The organism is Mycobacterium sp. 236(2023), assembly GCF_029623955.1.
In the GTDB taxonomy this organism is placed as follows: domain Bacteria; phylum Actinomycetota; class Actinomycetes; order Mycobacteriales; family Mycobacteriaceae; genus Mycobacterium.
The window spans coordinates 42,278-60,719 of the sequence record NZ_JARSBP010000005.1; the positions used below are offsets into that span (position 1 = coordinate 42,278).

Here is an 18,442-nt window from a genome sequence, read left to right on the forward strand (position 1 = left end):
CCTCCTACCCGATCACCGGGAAGCGACGCTCCGTGGCAAGCCGATCAACGGCCGTCTGCAGTCTGGTCAGCACCATGTCGTTGACGGTGTCGTCGTCGGCACTCGCGATCTCGCCGGCGTCGATCGGATCCTGCACCTCGATCACGATCTTGGTGGGCAGGGGCAGGCGCGGCACCATGTCGCTGACCGCCAGCCCCCACGGCGGCGCCAGCAGGATAGGCACGCTCTTGAGCCGCGCAATCTTGTCGACTCGCAGCAGCCTGGCCAGCCATTGCCCGCGGTCGAGGAACAGCGCGGCCTCCTGGCCTCCGACGCTGGCGATCGGCACGATCGGGACACCGGCCTCGCGCGCCAGCTTCACGTAGCCCTTGCGACCGTCGAAGTCGACGTCGTGGCGCTCCCAGGAAGGCCGGAACACCTCGTAGTCCCCACCCGGATAGACCAGCAGCGCAGCACCCGATTTCAGCGCCAGCACCGCGTTGTCGTGGTTGGCCGCGACGGTGCCGAACTTGCGCAGCGAGCCCAGACCCGGCATCGACACCACCAGGTTGTGGGCCAGTTGGTAGAACGGCCGCTCCACCCCGAAATACGAGCAGAACGCCAGCGTGAAGACGAAGGTGTCCGGCGGAAGGTTGCCGCCGCTGTGGTTGCCGACCAGAAGCACGGGCCCGTTGGCGGGGATCCGGTCCAGCCCTCGGACGTCGGCCCGGAAGTACAGCGACGCGAGCAGCCACAGTCCTGGGAGTTGCTCGCGGATGTAGTCGGCATCGCGTTGATCGAGATCGGCCTTCGGCACGCGCGAACTCACCTGATGTTTGACCCAGTCGAGGGCATCGCCCAACCCCGCCATGGAAGGGCTATTGACTGCGGACGCGTTCGGCAAACCTGGCAGGCTGTTGGTCGATGACCGCTCCTGCTCTCCTCGACCCGCCCGCGGGCGCCGACGCCGACGAGTTGTTCGCCACCTTTGCCGCGTGGGCAGAGACCAAGGGCACCACGCTCTACCCGGCGCAGGAGGAGGCGCTGATCGAACTCGTCAGCGGCTCGAACGTCATCCTGGCCACGCCGACCGGGTCGGGTAAGTCGCTCGTCGCGACGGGCGCGATCTATGCCCGGTTGGCGGCGGGTGAGGTCAGCTTCTACACCGCACCGATCAAAGCGCTTGTCAGCGAGAAATTCTTCGCGCTGTGCGACGTGTTCGGCGCGGCCAACGTCGGCATGCTCACCGGGGACGCCGCCGTCAACGCGGACGCCCCGATCATCGCGTGCACCGCCGAGATCCTGGCCAACATCGCGCTACGGGAAGGTGCGCAGGCCGACATCGGCCTGTGCGTGATGGACGAGTTCCATTTCTATGGCGACCCCGACCGCGGGTGGGCGTGGCAGGTGCCGCTGCTGGAACTCCCGCAGGCGCAGTTCCTGCTGATGTCGGCGACGCTCGGGGACGTCACGTTCCTGCGCGAGGACCTGACCCGGCGCACGGGCAAGCCGACGGCATTGGTCGCCAACGCCGAACGGCCGGTGCCGCTCTACTTCTCGTACGCGACGACGCCGATGCACGAGACAATCCAGGAACTCGTCGACACCAAGCAGTCACCGATCTACGTCGTGCACTTCACGCAGGCGTCGGCGCTGGAGCGGGCGCAGGCACTGATGAGCGTGAACGTCAGCTCCAAAGAGGAGAAGGCGGCGATCGCCGATCACATCGGCGCGTTCCGCTTCTCCTCGGCGTTCGGTTCCACGCTGTCGCGTCTGGTGCGGCACGGCATCGGCGTGCACCACGCCGGAATGCTGCCCAAGTACCGGAGGCTGGTTGAGCAGCTGGCGCAGGCCGGTCTGCTGAAGATCATCTGCGGCACCGACACCCTCGGCGTGGGCATCAACGTGCCGATCCGCACCGTGGTGTTCTCGGCGCTGTCGAAGTACGACGGCACCCGCACCCGGCTCCTCAACGCCCGCGAGTTCCATCAGATCGCGGGCCGGGCGGGCCGGGCCGGGTTCGACACCGCGGGCACCGTCGTGGTCCAGGCGCCCGACCACGAGGTCGAGAACATCAAGCAGTTCGCCAAGGTCGCCGACGATCCGAAAAAGCGCCGGAAGCTGGTGCGCCGCAAGGTTCCCGAGGGCATGGTCCCGTGGAGCGAGTCGACGATGACCCGCCTGGTCGATGCTGTGCCCGAGGCGTTGAGCAGCAACATGAAGGTGACCACCGCGATGATCCTCGACGTCGTGGACCGCCCCGGAGACCCGTTCGCCGCGATGCGGCGGCTCCTCACCGACAACCACGAACCCCGCAAGCGTCAGCTCCGGTTGATCCGCGAGGCGGTCGGCATCGCCCGGTCGCTGTTGCAGGCCGGCGTCGTGGAACGGCTTGCCGAGCCCGAGCCCGACGGTAGGCGCTACCGGCTGACCGTCGACCTGCCGCGCGACTTCGCGCTGAACCAGCCGCTGTCGACATTCGCGCTCGCCGCGGTCGACCTCCTCGACAAAACCACTGAAGACCCCGCAACGTATGCCCTGGACATCCTTTCGGTCATCGAGGCGACGCTTGAGGATCCGCGGCAGATCCTGGCCGCCCAGCTGAACAAGGCCAGGGGCGAGGCCGTCGCGCAGATGAAAGCCGACGGCATCGAGTACGACGAGCGGATCGAACTGCTCGACGAGGTCACCTATCCCAAGCCGCTGGTCGAACTGCTGGGCCACGCGTTCGACGTCTATCTGCAGAGCAACCCGTGGGCCGCCGACGCCACGCTGTCCCCCAAGTCGGTGGCGCGGGAGATGTGGGAGCGGGCCATGACGTTCCAGGAGTACGTCAGCGTCTACGGGCTGACCCGCTCCGAGGGCGCCGTGCTGCGGTACCTGTCGGACGCGTTCAAGGCGTTGCGCTCCGGCGTGCCCGCCGCGGCGCGGACCGAGGAGCTGACCGACATCGTTGAATGGCTCGGAGAGCTTGTGCGGCAAGTCGATTCGAGTTTGCTCGACGAGTGGGAGCAACTGACGAGCCCTGACCAGCCGCACGACGTTCCGGTGGCGGTGCCCGCCCGCCCTCGCCCGCTGACCGGCAACGAGCGAGCCTTCACCGCGATGGTGCGCAACGCGCTGTTCCGGCGGGTCGAGTTGTTCGCCCGGGAACGGTGGGACGAGCTGGCGGCGCTGGACGGCCGGTCGGGGCTGAGTGCCGACCGCTGGCGGGAGATCGGCGACGAGTACTTCGACGAGCACGACGACGTCGGAACCGGTGCCGACGCAAGGGGGCCCGCGCTGCTCATCATCGACAGGCAGCCCAGCGTGTGGCGGATCCGGCAGATTCTCGACGACCCCGCGGGCGACCACGACTGGGGCTTCGACGTCGAGGTCGATCTGGAAGCGTCCGACGACGAGGGCACACCGGTGTTGCGGCTTGTGGATGCCGGCCGCCTCGACTGAGGATCAGGGGTGCGCGGCGAACCAGTCGAGGAGCAGGCCTGCCAGTTTGTCCGGGCATTCGTCGGGCAGCCAATGTGACGCGCCCTCGAGGACTTCGAACCGGTACGGCCCCGCCACATGCTGAGCAGTCAGGCGGGCGCCCTTCTCCAGCAGCGCTGCGTCGCCGTCGCTCCAGACGAACATCGTCGGCACCGTTGTCCGTGTCCGCGTGAGGTTCGGCGGGTTGAAAGGGACTGCGCGATACCAGTTCAGGGCCGTGGTCAGCGCAGCGGTGTCCCGGATCGCAGCGACGTCACGCGCTGCCGCCTCCGGTGACTGCCCGAAGTACTTCTCCAGCAGCCACTTCGCCCCCTCTCCCTCCTTGCGGGTCAGGAACCACTCCGGAATGCGCGGAAGCTGGAAGAAGTACATGTACCACGACGCCAGGAATTGACGGCTGGTGGTCAACGCTGCAAAGAACGCCGCGGGGTGCGGAACCGAGATCGCGGTCAGTGACCGAATACGGTTGGGTGCCAGGGACGCTGTGGCCCAGGCCGCCGCCGCTCCCCAGTCGTGGCCCACCAGGTGCACGGTATCGGCGCCGACGGCGTCGATCAGCGCCACGATGTCGGCCACGAGTTGGTCACCCCTGTAGTCGCGCCTGCGCCGCGGGCGGGCGCCGGCCGAGTAGCCGCGCTGATTCGGCGCCAGGCAGCGGTACCCGGCGCCGGTCAGGTGCGTCATGACAGGGGTCCAGCTGGTGTTGAACTGCGGGAAGCCGTGCAGAAGTACGACCGGTGTGCCGTCGGACGATCCCTCGTCGAGGACATCGAATGTGAAAGCACCCCTGCGGTATTCGCGCACTGTCGTCCTCCCGATCTGTCAGACCAGCGGTCCGCAACGCACACCGAAGCGCTCGCGGAGGGTGTCGAGGGTGCGTCGGTGGCGCTCCCGTTCGGCTCGGTGGGTTCGCAGGAACTTGACATTGGTCGCGAGCTGGCGCGGGAACGGATACCACCGGTTGAAGTCGAGGCCGCACTCACGGAACACCTTGTTGGGCAGGCTGTCTGCAAGCAGGCTCATGTTGTGCTGCACCAGCGTGAACGTTGCGTAGGGGAACGCCTTCTTCGACTTGCGTTGGAGCGCAAACAGATCGATCTCGTAAAGCGGGAGGGTGCGCAGGGTGTCGGTGAGTAAGAGATGCGTGCCGAAATAAGCCATGTATGACGTCAGATGCAACGTGGCTGAGCGCGGCGAGATCGACAACACGTTGCCGCCGGCCGATACGTAGGGTTCGTACGGATCCTCACGTTGAGTGACGTAGCCGGTGCAGTTGACGATCCAACTGCCGCGCTCGACCGGATGGCGCCCGCCGCCCCGGAGAACGAGTTCGGTGCTGTCGCCCTCGTCCACGACGTCGACCAGGTAGTCGTTGACTGCCGCACTCAGCCCGGCAGAGATCGCGTTCTTCTCGGCCGAGGAGAGGACCCCCAGCACGAAGCTGCCCGTCGGCTCGGTCGCCCACACGCCGTAGGTGGACCGATGCCAGTCCCAGACTTCCTCTTCGTTCGTCCCGTCGTAGCGCTGCGCGATCTGGCTGCCCAGTTTGCCGACCGTCGTGCCACCGACCCACCGCCGGAAGCCTGTCGGGAAGAACTGGTCCCTGTTGTTGAAGAACGTCCCTGGACCGGTCACCAAGTTGACCTCTCGGCCCGGATCGGCGGTGATCAGCGTGTGGGCCGTGTCCATCGCCGTCTTGCCGCCGCCGATGATCCACACCGGTTTGCCGCTGTCCCTGATCTGCGGACTGCGCATGTCGCAACTGTCGGGAGACACCGAGCGCACATGCGGGCTACCCAGTGTCAGCGGATCATTCGGCTCGACCCGGAACCCGTAAGCCTTGATCAGCTTGCCGGTCTCGATCACCATCGTGCGGCCCTCGGCGGACCGGCACGTGACGCGGACACCACCGTCGGCCTCCTCGTCGGATTCCAGGCCCCACCCGAAGAACTCGTCCACCCGTGTGTCCCGCTTGATGACGTCGAGACAGTGCTGGAAATGATGGAGGACCTCGCCCTTGGAGGCCAGGTGTGACGGCTTGGCGTTCAGGGTCCACTCGATGTCACCCGCTGTGAACATGCCGTGCGGCTGGTGCAGTCGCACATACGGATACGTGTCGACCCACATTCCTCCGACGCGCGCACGCCGATCGACAAGGATCACCCGCTGCCCGGGCGTCAGGTATTTGGATACGACGAACAACGCGTTCATTCCCGCAAGGCCCGCGCCGACGATGCAGACATCGCACGTTTCTTCTTCAACAGCCATGAGTCCCCCAACCCGTGCTGCCAATCCCCTGGTGGGAGCCTAGATTGCAGTCGAAGGTCGCGCAATCGATTTCGACGGTGTTCTGATCCGCGCGGCCGGGTACAACGGGGGCATGACTGCTGCGGTAACTCCCGAAGGCGAGCACGCCATCGCCGACATCGCCCGGCGCCATGGCCTTTCCCGCGACGCCGTGCTGTCGATGGCGGTCTCCGTGCAGAACGGCGGAGGCACCATGGCCCAGTTCTCCATCCCCGAGCTGGGCGGCTCAGGGCAGTGGATGCGGGGCGGCATGACGATGGTCGGCGACATGTTCGACCACTCCCTCAAAGCGCGGGTGGACGCGTTGTGCAACGAGCTGGCGCAGCTGCTGGGCACCGCGACGGTGTTCGCGCCGACCCGCAACTGGTGGCCCGCCGACCTCGGCACCCCCAGTTCGACGGGCGGCCAGAACGACACCCGCTACGCGGTCTTCCCGGCCACTCACCGGCTTGCAATCCACCAGCGCGGCGCGACAAGGGTTTTCGACACCGGCGAGCACCGGATCGGTGGCGTGCAACAGCAACAGGCCGGCGCGGGGGTCGGCGGGGCGGGCACCGTCACCTTCACCAGCCAGCTCGGCACCTTCGACGTGTCGAGTCTTCGTGAGATCGGAGCCCAGCAGGCCGCGCCCTCGCCGGCATCTCCTGCGGCCGCCCCGCCGGCGCCCGCTCCCCCGTCGTCAAGCGATCCCTCCTCCGTCATCGCGGCCATCGAGTCGCTGGCGGGTCTGCACGAGCGAGGCATCCTCTCCGATGAGGAGTTCGCGGCGAAGAAGGCCGAGCTTCTGGCCCGCATCTAGGCGGGTGTGACCGGGGTCTCTGTCCGCAAAATCACAGCTCAGCGGTTTGATTTACGTGGATGTAACACGGACCATGGACAGAGTCCGGCCGATGGGCGATCCCCGATTCGCGCCGGACCCCTACCAAGAAACAGGAGTCCGACAATGTTCGCGCAGTACCGTGCCACCCGTCAGATCAATCGTGATCGGCGCCGTCTCTACGCACGGATTGCGACGATGCCCCACTCCACGATTCGTGACGAGTTGGTGGCTGTCGCGCAGCGCTACGAAGACTCGGAGCGCTGACGCCGCCGAGCGTAGAATGTGGTCAGCGCCACACCCCGCGACGGGGCGGTGCGCACTGATCATCACGGGCGTCCACGCACGTTGATGCCGGTGGCGAAACGAGCAGTCTCCCATCGAGGAATATGCCTCCACGTCGACCAAGCCGGGTAAGCCATTCGACGCTGCCCTGGAGGCCTCTGTGACGAATCCCGACCGAAGACGGCTGGCGTGAGCTCATCAACGAGCAGCGCCAGCTAGCCGGTCGATGCGACGTGACGCTCGCCCAGTTCGACACGGAATACGAACTGCTCTACCCGTCGACCGACATCGGTGGCGTGCCGGAATTCGTCCTCGCCCCGCGCGGCATGACGGCACTGCTCGACAGTGCCGGCCGGTTCATCACCGAGGTCGGTGAGCGTCTCTCCGCGTTACCCGAGGAGGACCGTCCGGGCCAGGTCATCTGCATGACCATGACCGACGGCATGGAGAACTCCAGCACCGAATGGAGCTGGGAGTCGGTGCGTGATCTGATCAATCAGCAACGCGACCAATGGAATTGGAAGTTCATCTTCCTCGGGTCCAACATCGATGCCGTTGAGGTGGGCGCCCGGATGGGTGTCGCCGCCGACGATGCCATCACCTACAACGACGGCCTCTACATGAGCACCGTCGCGGTCAGCGCGGCAGCCAGTTCGTGGATCGGCGCGGCCCGAGCGGGCAAGCCCGCCGGCTTCACCGACGCCGAACGCGCCGCCGCGATGGGAACCTAACCGCGGTACTTCGCGACCTTCTCGGCGTGCTCGTCGAGGATACGCAGTGATGCGTCAAGCGGTTTCGTCGGCAGCAACAGGTTCAGTTGGTTGAATCCGATGTCCTCGGCGGCCTGCCAGTAGTCGGCATCGGCGGGGGCTCCGAACATCGACAGCGGGACGTCCCGGCCGCCACCGTCGCGGATCTGGCCGACGCGCATGCGCAGTCGTTCGGCCGGGAGCGGGTTGGAGATCCAGCCCGCCCCGTGCCGGATGATCCGCTTCACGGTGGCGTCCGAATCGCCGCCGATGAGGATCGGCGGGTGCGGCTTCTGGACGGGCTTCGGCCTCAGGTACGACGAATCGAAGTCGACGTAGCGGCCGTGGAACTCCGCCGGCTCCTCGGTCCACAGCACCTTGATCGCGTCGATGCGCTCGTCGAGCAGCGCGCCACGCGTCTTGGGATCGGTGCCGTGGTGGCGCAGTTCCTCGATGTTCCATCCGGCACCGACCCCGAACACGAAGCGGCCGCTCGACAGCACGTCGATGCTGGCCGCCTCTTTGGCCGTGATGATCGGGTCGCGCTGGATCAGTAGTGCGATGCCGGTGATCAGCTGGATCTTCGACGTCACCGCCGCGGCGGCGGCCAGCGTGACGAACGGGTCGAGTGTGCGGTAGTAGATCGGCGGCAACTCGCCGCCGAGCGGGTAGGCCGACTCCCGACTGGCCGGGATGTGCGTGTGCTCGGCGACGGCGAGGGCGGTGAATCCGCGTTCCTCGACGGCGCGGGCCAGCGACACCGTGTCGATGGTGTCGTCGTTGACGAACGTCGAAATCCCGAACTCCATGGGCCAATGCTATTCCTCTCCGATCCATACCCGCGCGGACGTCTCGCGCCTACGGTTGTCCCGTGAGCGACGAGGGACAGGAACCGGACTACCGATTCACCCTCGCCAACGAGCGCACATTCCTTGCGTGGATCCGGACGTCGCTGGCGTTGATCGCGGGCGGTGTGGCGATCATCCAGTTCGTGCCCGCTTTCGGGATCCCCGGTGTCCGACACGTCCTGAGCGTCGTCCTCACCGCCGGCGGCGGCATCCTGGCCGCGCTCGCCGTCAGGCGTTGGCAGCGCGTGCAGAGGGCCATGCGGTGCGGCGACGATCTACCGCCGACGCGTATCCCGGCCGCGCTGGGTGTGATGATCTTCGTGATCACGATCGCGGTGCTGGTGATCCTCTTCGTCTGGCCGCCCGGATGAAACCTGGCCTGCAGGTGGAGCGGACGCTGTTGTCCTGGGAGCGAAGCGCATTCGGGATCATCGTCGGCGGAGCCCTCATTCTGCTGCGGCCCCACGGACCTCTCGAAGCCGGCCGCATCGCGTTGGCAGCCGTCGCCGGCTTCTTCGCTCTCGTCGTCCTGTGGCTCGGCTTCCGGCGATCACGGCGGGTCCGTCAGACAGTCGACGCCGTCGCACCACCTCGGCTCGAAGTCCTGGTACTCGGATACGGCACAGCACTTTTCGCACTGGCGATTGTCACCGCCCTACTCGTCGCACTCTGACTGGCAGGCCATGCCATCACAGGTCGTGACACACTTTTCTCGATGAACGCACTGCCAGGTCGAGCCGCCGAATGCCAGATTCTGCAGGGTGTCCTGACGGGAATCCGTTCGGGGTCCGGCGAAGTGACGGTCCTCCTCGGCGAGGCGGGTATCGGCAAGACGGCACTGCTGGACCATCTCACGGAGTCGGCGTCGGACTGCCTCGTCCTGCGCGCGACCGGCATCGAGTCCGACATGGAACTCGCCTACGCCGGCCTGCAGCAGTTGTGCGCGCCGATCCTGGAATATCGACATTCACTGCCGCGCCCACAGCAGGCTGCGATCGGGAGTGCGTTCGGACTCGACGACATGACACCGGCACCCGATCGGTTCCTCGTCGGCCTCGCTGTCCTCGGACTGCTCGCCGCGGCATCACAGGACCAGCCCGTGCTGTGCATCGTCGACGACCTTCAGTGGTTCGACAGCGTCTCGGCACAAACGCTGCTCTTCGTCGCGCGCAGGTTGGTCGCCGAGCGCGTCGGACTGGTGTTCGCGATGCGGACGCCGATCGAGGGCATCGCCGGGTTACCCGCGATCGCGGTGAGTGGCCTCGCGCCGGACTACGCCCGCGAGCTGCTGGAGTCTGCGTTCCCCGGGCGACTCGACCCCACGGTTCGTGACCGAATAGTCGCGGAGTCACGCGGAAATCCGTTGGCGCTGCTCGCGATTCCGCGCGGACTGAGTGCCATCGAGCTCGCCGGCGGCTACCAGCGGCCGGACCACCGCCCGGTCGCCGCCGACATCGACGACCACTACCGGGCCACGTTGGAGTCCCTGCCCTCGGACACCCGGCGGGCGTTGTTGCTGGCCGCCTCCGAGCCTCTCGGAGATCCGGCGCTGCTGCGCGCCGCCATGGAGCGGATGGGCATTCCGCCGAACGCGTTGACCCCCGCCGTCGACGCCGGGCTCGTCAGCGTCGACACGCGTGTTCAGTTCCACCATCCCCTGGCTCGTAGCTCCGCGTACCGAACGGCCCCACTCGCCGAGCGCCGGGCCGCCCATGCGGCGCTGGCCGACAGCACCGACCCCGTGACCGACCCGGACCGCAAGGCCTGGCACCGGGCGCTGGCCGTCGAGGGGGTCGACGAGCCGGCGGCACACGAGCTGGAAGCCTCGGCCCGCCGGGCCCGCCTGCGCGGCGGCACGGCAGCGGCGGCGGCCTTCCTGACCCGCGCCGTCGAACTGACTCCTGATCCGGCGACGCGGGGGACGCGCGCCCTGGCCGCCGCCGAAGCACATCGCGAGGTGGCGTCCTTCGACATTGCCCACGATCTGCTGGCCGCGGCCGAGCTGGCGCCGCTGACCGACCTGGAGAAAGCGCGGCTGGCCCAGCTGAAGACACGGCTGGCATTCGCGGGCGCACGAGCCAATGGTGATGCGGACGCGTTGATCGACTCCGTCGACGAATTCGCGGCTATCGCAGCGCAATTGGAGCGGATCGATCACGGTATGGCGACCGAGTCGTACCTGGAGGCCATGAGCGCCGCGATGTATGTCGGCAGGCGGGCAGGTTCTCGCGCCGCCGAGATCGCGGTCGCCGCGCGCGCGGCCTTCGCGGGTAAGCCGCCGACCCGCCCGCTCGACGAAGTCACCCACGCAGTGGCGGACCGATTGGCACTCGGGCCGGCCGCAGCGATGCCTGCGATGCGGGCCGCCCTCGATTCCCTCAAACGGGCCGGCCGCGACACCGCCGCCGGACACGGCCATGAGTGGTTCTGGCTCGCGTTTCCGATCGTCCACGAGTCACTGGTCCACGAAGCGTGGGACGACGACGGTTGGGAGGTCATCTCGCAGAGCGCCACCCGCATCGCGACGGACAGGGGTGCCCTGACATTGCTCCCTGCCGCGCTTCTGTCGCGCGCGGGGGCACAGATGGAGAAGGGCGAGCTCGCCTCGGCGAAGGCGTATGTCGCTGAGGCCAACGACATCTCGATCGCGACCGGGTACACGCCGCTGAAGTACCACAGGATGGTGCTGACCGCTTGGTGCGGCGAGGAGGTCGAGGCGACCCGCTTGATCGCGTCCGCTCTCAAGGACGGCGCACGGCGCGGCGAGGGCCGAATCGCCGGGCTCGCCCACTACGCCGCGACGATCCTCAACAACGGCGCGGCACGGTACCCCGCTGCCCGGGACGCCGGCCGCCTTGCCGCCGAGTACGAGGACCTCGGCTTCATCAGCGAGCTCCTCCTCGAACTCGTGGAGGCTGCCGCGCGCGCCGGCGACGAAGCGACCGCCGCCGAGGCGTTGGACCGCCTGGAGGAGCGCACGCTGGCCAGCGGCACGCATCGTGCCCTCGGCTCGTTGGCCAGGGCGCGGGCACTCGTCGCGGACGGCGAGGGCGCCGAGGACTTCTTCCTCGCAGCGATCACGCATTTCGAGCAGACAAGCCAGGCTATACAGCACGCGCGCACCCGCCTGCTGTACGGGGAATGGCTGCGCAGAAACCGTGCCGCCGCCCGTTCCCGTGAGCATCTGAAGTATGCGCACGAGGCGTTACTCCGGATGGGCTCCAGGGCATTCGCCGAGCGGGCGCGCAAGGAGCTCATCGCCGCGGGAGCCAAGACGCGCAAACAGCCCGCCCGGCCTGGGGAGCAGCTGAGCCCTCAGGAACTCCAGATCGCCCAGCTGGTGAGCCAGGGTCTGACCAACCAGGAGATCGCCGGCCAGTTGTTCCTCAGCGCCCACACTGTCGAGTATCACCTGCGAAAGGTGTTCCCCAAGCTGGGTATTCGGTCGCGCCGGGAGCTTCGGTCGAAGCTCGCGGCGGGAAGCCCCTAGTGTCAGTCGTTGACGAAGACGACGTTCTCCGAGATGTCGTTGCGGGGTATCGCGAGTCGGTTCGCGGGAAAGTCGGGATCCGCATAGCCGATACACAGTCCACACAGAATCGTGTGGTCGTCGGGGATGCCCAACTGCTCGCGGACGATGTCCGGATAGAGGGCCGTCGACACCTGGACGCAGCTGTCGATCCCCCGCTCGGTGAGCGCGAGGAGCAGGGTCTGCAGGAACATGCCGACTCCGACCGCATCGGCCAACCCGAGGTCGCGGTGCATGGCGACGATGCCCGCGACGGGCGCGTGAAAGAACTCGAAGTTGCGGAGCTGGGCGTTCCATCGGCCTTCGGCGTCGTCGCGCGCAATGCCCATCGACCCGTACACCAGCGCACCGAGTTCACGCCGGAGTTCGGCGAACGAGTCCGGAAGTCCCAGTGACACCGGCGGATTGACGCGTACCTCCGCAGACAGGGCGGCGGCGAGCTTGTCACGGCGTGCCCCGGAGGCCAGGAAGACTCGCCACGGTTGCACGTTCGAGTTCGAGGGCGCGCGCATCGCAAGGGTCAGCGCCTCACGCAGCGCGTCATCGGGAACGGGGCGATCCGGCAGGAACATGCGTACCGAACGCCTGCGGTTGACGACGTCGTCGAGAAGATCACCGGTCATCGTGCGCCCAACCAGTCGCCGAGGGTGGTGTGTCCGCGGTCGGCGTCCCCGCCGGCGATCAGGCTGGACTTCTCGACCGGCGTGCCGAAGTACGTCGCCGACGGGTCCACGAGCACGGGAATATCGTTGCCCTGCTTGCTCAGAACCTGCCGCGCCATCTCGGCGAACGTCATCGGCTCCGGGCCGCCCAGATCGAGCACACCGTTGACGGGGTCACCGACAGCCACCTCGGCGACAGCCGCCGCGACCTCTGCCGACGCGATCGGCTGAATCAGCGCGTCCGGGGCGTGCACTTCAGAATCGACGATCATCGATCCCACGATCACCTCGACGAGTTCGTGGAACTGGGTGGCCCGCAGGATGGTGAAGGGTATCCCCGATGCTGCGATCGTTTTCTCCTGCAGCAGTTTTCCGCGTAGGTACCCACCGCCCCGCACGGTGTCGATGCCGACGATGGAAAGCAGCACATAGTGCCCGACGCCCGCTGCCTTCGCGGCGCACGTGACGTTGGCCGACGTGGCGGTGAAGTACGCCAGCGCAGCATCGTCGTCCATCGTCGGCGAATTCAGCACATCGACGACGACGTCGGCGTCCGCGAGTGCCTCGGCGAGCCCGGTGCCGATAGCGGCGTCGACTCCTGTCGCGCGTGATGCGCTGTTCACGTCGTGGCCCGCGGCGGTCAGTAACGGGATGGCCTGCGAGCCGATCTGACCGGTCGCACCGAGCACGGTGATCTTCATTTCGCTTCCTCTGTGCGGTAGTCGCTGTCGAGCCATTCGTCGTAGGTAAGCCGACCGTGCAGGCTCTCCGCGGAACCGCGGAGAGCACCGGAACGCACTGCCCGCCAATACTTTCCGGGAAGCGACACCCCGATGGGGCGGCGCCGCACGCTGTCATGGGCATAGAGGCGACGGACCAGTCCGATGAGCGTCTCGTCGCGGGGTCCGACGAGGTCGGTCACCCGTCCCGCGGGTCCGGCCTCGGCGAGGTCGAGCAATCGTTCGGCGACCTCCCGCGCGGCCACCGGGCGCATCAGCATGGCGGGAACCACGGTCACCGGACCGATCGTCCCCTGCTGGGTGGCCTGCCCGACGAACTCGTGGAACTGCGCAGCCCGCGCGATGGTCCACGGCACCTCGCCGTCGGTGACCACCCGCTCCTGCGCCAGCTTGCCCGCGTAGTAACCGGTGTCGATGTCGTCGATACCGACGATCGACAGCGCCACATGGTGGGCAACGCCGGCCTGCTTCTCGGCGGTCTGAAGATTGCGGGTCGCGGTGGTGAAGAACGCGACAGCTTTGCCCGTGTTCATCGTCATCTGGCTCGTCACGTCGATGACGACCTGGGCGTCGGACATGGCCTCGGCCAGGCCGCGCCCGGTGGAGACGTCCTGACCGGAGGAACGCGACAGGGCGACGACCTGATGTCCGCGCCGCTGCGCCTCTGCGAGCACGTGGCGCCCGACGGTCCCGGTCGCCCCGGCGATGACCATCTTCATGACTCGGCCCTGGGAACGCGGCGGTCTGCGCGGGCAGCGAGTTCGTCGTCGTCGACGAGGACGAACATCTGCTCGCCGGGCTTGCACAGCATCGTGACGAGGAAGCGGAGCGGGATGTCGTCGCGGTTGTTGCCGTCGGAGTAGTGGATGACGTCGCCGCCCGGCTCCCAGAAGGCCTCGCCGGCCTTGATGACGCGCGGTGCTTCTCCTTCGAGTTCGAACAGCATCTCTCCCTCCAGCACGTAGCCGAAACACGGCCCGCTGGGGTGGCGGTGCGGCGGAGCTCCCGGGTCACCGGGACCCCACTCGATGACCGACGTCATGGCGTCGGCCCCTTCGGGGATGTGCGGCGGCGTGACGCTCTGAATCACCGTCATCGCCTTCATCAGCTTCTCGAAAACGTCCGACATGGTCCGTGCCCTCCAGCGCTTGTTGTTCGTCGTCCTGATACGACGTTCGCACCGGTGAGGGGGCAGGCGAATCACGGAAAGTCCGTAGTCAGTGCCCGCGTAGTGCCGCCGCCTTGGACATGAGGTGGTTGCGTTCTGCCAGATTGGTCGCCTGCTGAGCGGCTTCGGCGTAGAGCCGGGCCGCGGCAGCCGTGTGACCGGCGCGTTCGTGGAGGTAGGCCGATGATGCGGTGTGGCGTGGGAGGGACGGATCCAGCTCGGACAGCGCGGCCAGACCCGCTCGTGGGCCGTCGGCCTCACCCACTGCGACGGCCCGGTTGAGGCGGACAATCGGGCTGTCGGTCAGCCGAACCAGCTCGTCGTACCACTCGACGATCTGCACCCAATCGGTCTCGGCGGCCGTCTGCGCATCACCGTGCAGTGCCGCGATGGCCGCCTGCGCCTGATACTCGCCGAGCCGGTCCCGCGCCAGCGCCGCCTGCAGAATCGCGACGCCCTCGGCCATGAGGGCCCGGCTCCACAGGCTTCGGTCCTGTTCTGCCAGCGGGACCAGCGCCCCGTCGGGCCGCGTCCTCGACGGCCGCCGGGCGTGGTGCAGCAGGAACAGGGCGAGCAGCCCCGCCGCTTCCTCGTCGGTGGTGGCGGCGGCGAGTTGCCTGGCGAGCCGGATCGCTTCCGCCGCAAGGTCGATATCGCCCGAGTACCCCTCGTTGAAGACCAGGTACAGCACCTTGAGCACGGTGCGGAGCTCGCCGGGCTGATCGAGGCGGACGTCGCTGACGGTGCGTTTGGCCCGGCTGATGCGCTGCGCCATCGTCGATTCGGGCACCAGGTAGGCCTGTGCGATCTGGCGGGTGGTGAGACCACCGACGGCGCGCAAGGTCAGGGCGACGGCCGACGCGGGACTCAGGCTCGGGTGCGCGCACAGGAAGTAGAGAGCCAAGGTGTCGTCAACCGACTCCGCGGGATCGGGCGCGGGCTCGTCGAACGCTTGCGCCTCGCGGCGGCGGCGAGCGGTGTCCGATCGTGCGATGTCGACGAATCGGTGCCATGCCGCCGTAACCAACCAGCCCTTCCGGTCGTCGGGCGGATTGTCCGGCCACACGTCGACGGCCCGGATCAGCGCTTCCTGGACCGCGTCCTCGGCGGTGGAGAAGTCCGCGCCTCGGCGGACGAGCGCGGCCAGGACGCCGGGGATCAGGCTCCTGAGCTCGCACTCGTCCATAGCGCCTGCCGACACCTACTCGGTGATCGTCGGCGCGTGGCTCATCAGCGGGCGCATTTCGAGCCATTCGTGGATGGGTCTGCCGCCTGCGCCGGGCGCTGCCGACAGTTCACCGGCCAATTCGACGGCGCGCTCATAGGAGTCCACATCGATGATCATCCAGCCTGCGATCAGGTCTTTCGTCTCCGCGAACGGTCCGTCGGTGATTGGGGGTTTGCCCTCGCCGTCGGAACGCACCCATGCCCCCTCTGGCGCGAGCGCCTGGCTGTCGACGAACTCGCCGCTCTCCCTGAGCCGGTCCGCGAAATCGTTCATGTACTGCACGTGGGCCTCGAACTCGCCCGGCGCCCACTGATCCATCGGCACGTCGTTCACGGACGCCGGTGCGCCGCGGTAGTGCTTGAGGAACAGGTACTTCGCCATCGGTTTCTCCCTTCGCGTGGCGACCCTTGTCGGTCACGTACCCCTGGGACGGAGCCGCCGCACCATTCTCGACATGGTCTCCGGCCGGATCGGGTAATGCGACTGGGTGGCCGAATCGACGGAGTGGTTCCTCGCGGCGGGAGAACGCGGCAACACCGCGACGTCGATACCCGACTGGAGCGTGGGGAACCGGGTCGAGCCGCTGATCCACGGAGCGACCTATTTCGATCATCTGGCCACCGAGGTCGCCCGGCTTGGTCCCGGCGATCACTTGTTCTTCACCGACTGGCGTGGCGATCCCGATCAGCGGATGCGCGACGGGGGTCCGACGGTCGCCGAGCTCTTCTCCGACGCGGCGCGCCGCGGCGTCATCGTCAAGGGTCTGGTGTGGCGTTCCCACCTGGATTGGTTCTCCTACAGCGAGGAGGAGAACCAGCACCTCGGCGAAGACATCGAGGCCGCAGGCGGCGAGGCGCTCCTCGATCAGCGGGTGCGTTTCGGCGGCTCCCATCACCAGAAACTGGTGGTGCTGCGCCATCCGGGCGCCCCCGAACTCGACGCCGCGTTCGCCGGCGGGATCGACCTCTGCCATTCGCGACGCGACGACGGCGAGCACCGCGGCGATGCCCAGGCGGTCCAGATGGCGCCGGCGTACGGGGACCGACCGCCCTGGCACGACGTGCAGCTGCGCATCCACGGACCGGCGGTCGGCGCGCTGGACACCACCTTCCGGGAACGCTGGACGGACCCGGCGCCGCTCGACATGCTCTCCCCCATCGCATGGATCGTGGACAAGCTGCGGCGCGCCGATCTGAGTGCCGGCGAGTTGCCGGAGCAGCCGCCCGACCCCCCGGCCTGCGGCCCCCACTCGGTGCAGGTGCTGCGCACCTATCCCGACGCCCACTTCGAGTTCGACTTCGCCCCGCACGGCGAGTTCAGCATCGCGCGGGGTTACACGAAGGCGGTCCGGCGCGCGCGAGCCCTCATCTATCTGGAGGACCAGTACCTGTGGTCCAGACAGGTGTCGCACCTGTTCGCCGAGGCGCTGGACGCCAACCCCGGCCTGCACCTCATCGCGGTGGTTCCGCGCCACCCCGACGTCGACGGTCGTTTCGCGTTGCCACCCAACCAGATCGGACGCAAACAGGCCATCGACACGTGTCGCGAGGCCGATCCCGAGCGCGTCCATGTGTTCGACATCGAAAACCACGTCGGCACACCGGTGTACGTACACGCCAAGGTGTGCGTCATCGACGATGTCTGGGCCTCGGTGGGCAGTGACAACTTCAACCGCCGGTCCTGGACGCACGACAGCGAACTGTCGTGCGCGGTGCTGGACGACACCGGGGAGTTCGCCCGGGATCTGCGGCTGCGACTGCTCCGTGAGCACCTCGACCGGGCGGCCGACGGCAGCCAGGACGACGACCTTGTCGACCCCGCGGACGTCGTCGCCACCGTCACCGCGTCAGCGCAGGCTCTGCAGGACTGGTACGACGGCGGCCAGGTCGGTCCGCGGCCCCCGGGGCGCCTGCGCCCGCACCGTCCGGAACAACTCAGCCGGCTCACGCGTCTGTGGGCCGAACCGGTGTACCGCGCCGTCTACGACCCCGACGGTCGTTCCTATCGCGACCGTCTCCGGCGCCGTTGGTGAACCCGTTTCGTTGCACATTCGATATCAACGTTTGTCCCAACAGTCACATGGGTAACTCTTATCACAGCGCGGCGGCGCGCCCGCGCGGTCCACATAAATGAAGAAAGAGACGAATGGGATACCAGGATGAACACAGTTCTTTACTTGAGCGCCCGCGGCGCCGTATATGAGACCCGCGCCTACACCAAGGCGGACATCGAGAAGCTGATGCAGGACCAAGGTCTGTACTGCCTGACCAGCACAGACCGGCAATTCGACTTCTGGTTCAGCCCCACGACGCACGGCTGCCAGCGTCGCGTCAACCTTGCTGCCACCGAACTGCTCTTGGCAACAACAGGTTTCACGGCGAAGTCAGTTCCGCTGCTGCGCGGCTCCGTGGTGATCGCCACCCATGACGCCGACGGCGACCTCGACGGCCTCAGCTGGCAGCAACTCGACATGCTGGTGCATCGGAGCCGCTCGCTGACCAAGCGCGACGACCGCGTACTCGGCCGCCGGATCCAGCGCGACGCGCGTCGGGATCAGCGCAAGACCACACCGGCGCAGACGCCGGTGTCGACGCCTGCGCCGGTCAGCTGTGCGCGTCCGCGCACCTCTGCCTCGCGATAGGAC

The 18,442-nt window shown here is 67.5% G+C and carries 19 protein-coding genes; 9 read left to right on the forward strand and 10 right to left on the reverse strand.

Annotation, left to right across the window (positions count from 1 at the left end; translation table 11 throughout):
• Window positions 1–4: 4 nt before the first annotated feature.
• Window positions 5–850, reverse strand: a complete 846-nt coding sequence (locus P9A17_RS20965) for a lysophospholipid acyltransferase family protein (protein WP_278040657.1) — start codon at window positions 848–850, stop codon at window positions 5–7.
• A 53-nt stretch (window positions 851–903) separates the two neighbouring features.
• Between P9A17_RS20965 and P9A17_RS20970 the strand changes: the two genes are divergently transcribed.
• Complete coding sequence (locus P9A17_RS20970) at window positions 904–3,426, forward strand: DEAD/DEAH box helicase (RefSeq protein WP_278040658.1); 2,523 nt, start codon at window positions 904–906, stop codon at window positions 3,424–3,426.
• Between the two features lie 3 nt (window positions 3,427–3,429).
• Here the strand turns inward: P9A17_RS20970 and P9A17_RS20975 are convergent, their stop codons facing one another.
• Both P9A17_RS20975 and P9A17_RS20980 read right to left on the reverse strand, forming a co-directional pair.
• Window positions 3,430–4,269 (reverse strand): alpha/beta fold hydrolase, encoded by an 840-nt coding sequence (locus P9A17_RS20975; protein WP_278040659.1) that lies wholly within the window; start codon window positions 4,267–4,269, stop codon window positions 3,430–3,432.
• An 18-nt stretch (window positions 4,270–4,287) separates the two neighbouring features.
• Entirely contained in the window at window positions 4,288–5,733 is a 1,446-nt protein-coding gene (locus P9A17_RS20980; protein ID WP_278040660.1) for an FAD-dependent oxidoreductase, read from the reverse strand.
• Between the two features lie 112 nt (window positions 5,734–5,845).
• On the opposite strand from P9A17_RS20980, the gene P9A17_RS20985 reads away from it, so the two are divergent.
• The 3 genes from P9A17_RS20985 (at window position 5,846) to P9A17_RS20995 (ending at window position 7,605) form a co-directional block, all read left to right on the forward strand.
• Window positions 5,846–6,571, forward strand: a complete 726-nt coding sequence (locus tag P9A17_RS20985; protein ID WP_278040661.1) for an SHOCT domain-containing protein — start codon at window positions 5,846–5,848, stop codon at window positions 6,569–6,571.
• A 144-nt stretch (window positions 6,572–6,715) separates the two neighbouring features.
• Window positions 6,716–6,856 carry a hypothetical protein gene (locus tag P9A17_RS20990; protein ID WP_278040662.1) on the forward strand — a complete coding sequence of 47 codons (141 nt, stop codon included), beginning with the start codon at window positions 6,716–6,718 and terminating at the stop codon, window positions 6,854–6,856.
• 251 nt (window positions 6,857–7,107) lie between these two features.
• The gene (locus tag P9A17_RS20995; RefSeq protein WP_278040663.1) at window positions 7,108–7,605 is read left to right on the forward strand and encodes a VWA domain-containing protein; all 498 of its coding nucleotides are present in this window, start codon (window positions 7,108–7,110) and stop codon (window positions 7,603–7,605) included.
• Here P9A17_RS20995 and P9A17_RS21000 read toward each other — a convergent pair.
• Window positions 7,602–8,432: an LLM class F420-dependent oxidoreductase gene (locus tag P9A17_RS21000; protein ID WP_278040664.1), complete on the reverse strand. Its 831-nt coding sequence runs from the start codon at window positions 8,430–8,432 to the stop codon at window positions 7,602–7,604. The two genes, P9A17_RS20995 and P9A17_RS21000, sit on opposite strands and share 4 nt — an antisense overlap.
• Window positions 8,433–8,494: 62 nt before the next feature.
• Here P9A17_RS21000 and P9A17_RS21005 point away from each other — a divergent pair, with 62 nt between their 5' ends.
• The 3 genes from P9A17_RS21005 to P9A17_RS21015 are packed head-to-tail and all read left to right on the forward strand — an operon-like array spanning window position 8,495 to window position 11,961.
• Entirely contained in the window at window positions 8,495–8,842 is a 348-nt protein-coding gene (locus P9A17_RS21005) for a DUF202 domain-containing protein (RefSeq protein ID WP_278040665.1), read from the forward strand.
• Window positions 8,839–9,144, forward strand: coding sequence for a DUF202 domain-containing protein (locus P9A17_RS21010; RefSeq protein ID WP_278040666.1), 306 nt, complete (start codon window positions 8,839–8,841; stop codon window positions 9,142–9,144). Before P9A17_RS21005 ends, P9A17_RS21010 begins: the two co-directional genes overlap by 4 nt.
• 42 nt (window positions 9,145–9,186) lie before the next feature.
• Complete coding sequence (locus tag P9A17_RS21015; RefSeq protein WP_278040667.1) at window positions 9,187–11,961, forward strand: LuxR family transcriptional regulator; 2,775 nt, start codon at window positions 9,187–9,189, stop codon at window positions 11,959–11,961.
• Window positions 11,962–11,963: 2 nt separating this feature from the next.
• Here P9A17_RS21015 and P9A17_RS21020 read toward each other — a convergent pair whose 3' ends face one another.
• From P9A17_RS21020 to P9A17_RS21045, 6 genes are all read right to left on the reverse strand, one after another.
• Entirely contained in the window at window positions 11,964–12,623 is a 660-nt protein-coding gene (locus P9A17_RS21020; protein WP_278040668.1) for a nitroreductase, read from the reverse strand.
• Window positions 12,620–13,363 carry an NAD(P)H-binding protein gene (locus P9A17_RS21025; protein WP_278040669.1) on the reverse strand — a complete coding sequence of 248 codons (744 nt, stop codon included), beginning with the start codon at window positions 13,361–13,363 and terminating at the stop codon, window positions 12,620–12,622. The genes P9A17_RS21020 and P9A17_RS21025 overlap by 4 nt, the downstream gene beginning before the upstream one ends.
• The gene (locus tag P9A17_RS21030; RefSeq protein ID WP_278040670.1) at window positions 13,360–14,121 is read right to left on the reverse strand and encodes an SDR family oxidoreductase; all 762 of its coding nucleotides are present in this window, start codon (window positions 14,119–14,121) and stop codon (window positions 13,360–13,362) included. The genes P9A17_RS21025 and P9A17_RS21030 overlap by 4 nt, the downstream gene beginning before the upstream one ends.
• On the reverse strand, window positions 14,118–14,531 hold the full coding sequence (locus P9A17_RS21035; protein ID WP_278040671.1) for a cupin domain-containing protein: 414 nt from the start codon (window positions 14,529–14,531) through the stop codon (window positions 14,118–14,120). Before P9A17_RS21035 ends, P9A17_RS21030 begins: the two co-directional genes overlap by 4 nt.
• Before the next feature lie 88 nt (window positions 14,532–14,619).
• Window positions 14,620–15,756, reverse strand: a complete 1,137-nt coding sequence (locus P9A17_RS21040; protein WP_278040672.1) for a DUF6596 domain-containing protein — start codon at window positions 15,754–15,756, stop codon at window positions 14,620–14,622.
• 15 nt (window positions 15,757–15,771) lie between these two features.
• Window positions 15,772–16,179 (reverse strand): YciI family protein, encoded by a 408-nt coding sequence (locus tag P9A17_RS21045; RefSeq protein ID WP_278040673.1) that lies wholly within the window; start codon window positions 16,177–16,179, stop codon window positions 15,772–15,774.
• A 106-nt stretch (window positions 16,180–16,285) separates the two neighbouring features.
• Here P9A17_RS21045 and P9A17_RS21050 point away from each other — a divergent pair, with 106 nt between their 5' ends.
• Window positions 16,286–17,830, forward strand: coding sequence for a phospholipase D-like domain-containing protein (locus tag P9A17_RS21050; protein ID WP_278040674.1), 1,545 nt, complete (start codon window positions 16,286–16,288; stop codon window positions 17,828–17,830).
• Between the two features lie 126 nt (window positions 17,831–17,956).
• On the forward strand, window positions 17,957–18,439 hold the full coding sequence (locus P9A17_RS21055) for a hypothetical protein (RefSeq protein ID WP_278040675.1): 483 nt from the start codon (window positions 17,957–17,959) through the stop codon (window positions 18,437–18,439).
• The last annotated feature ends 3 nt before the right edge of the window (window positions 18,440–18,442 follow it).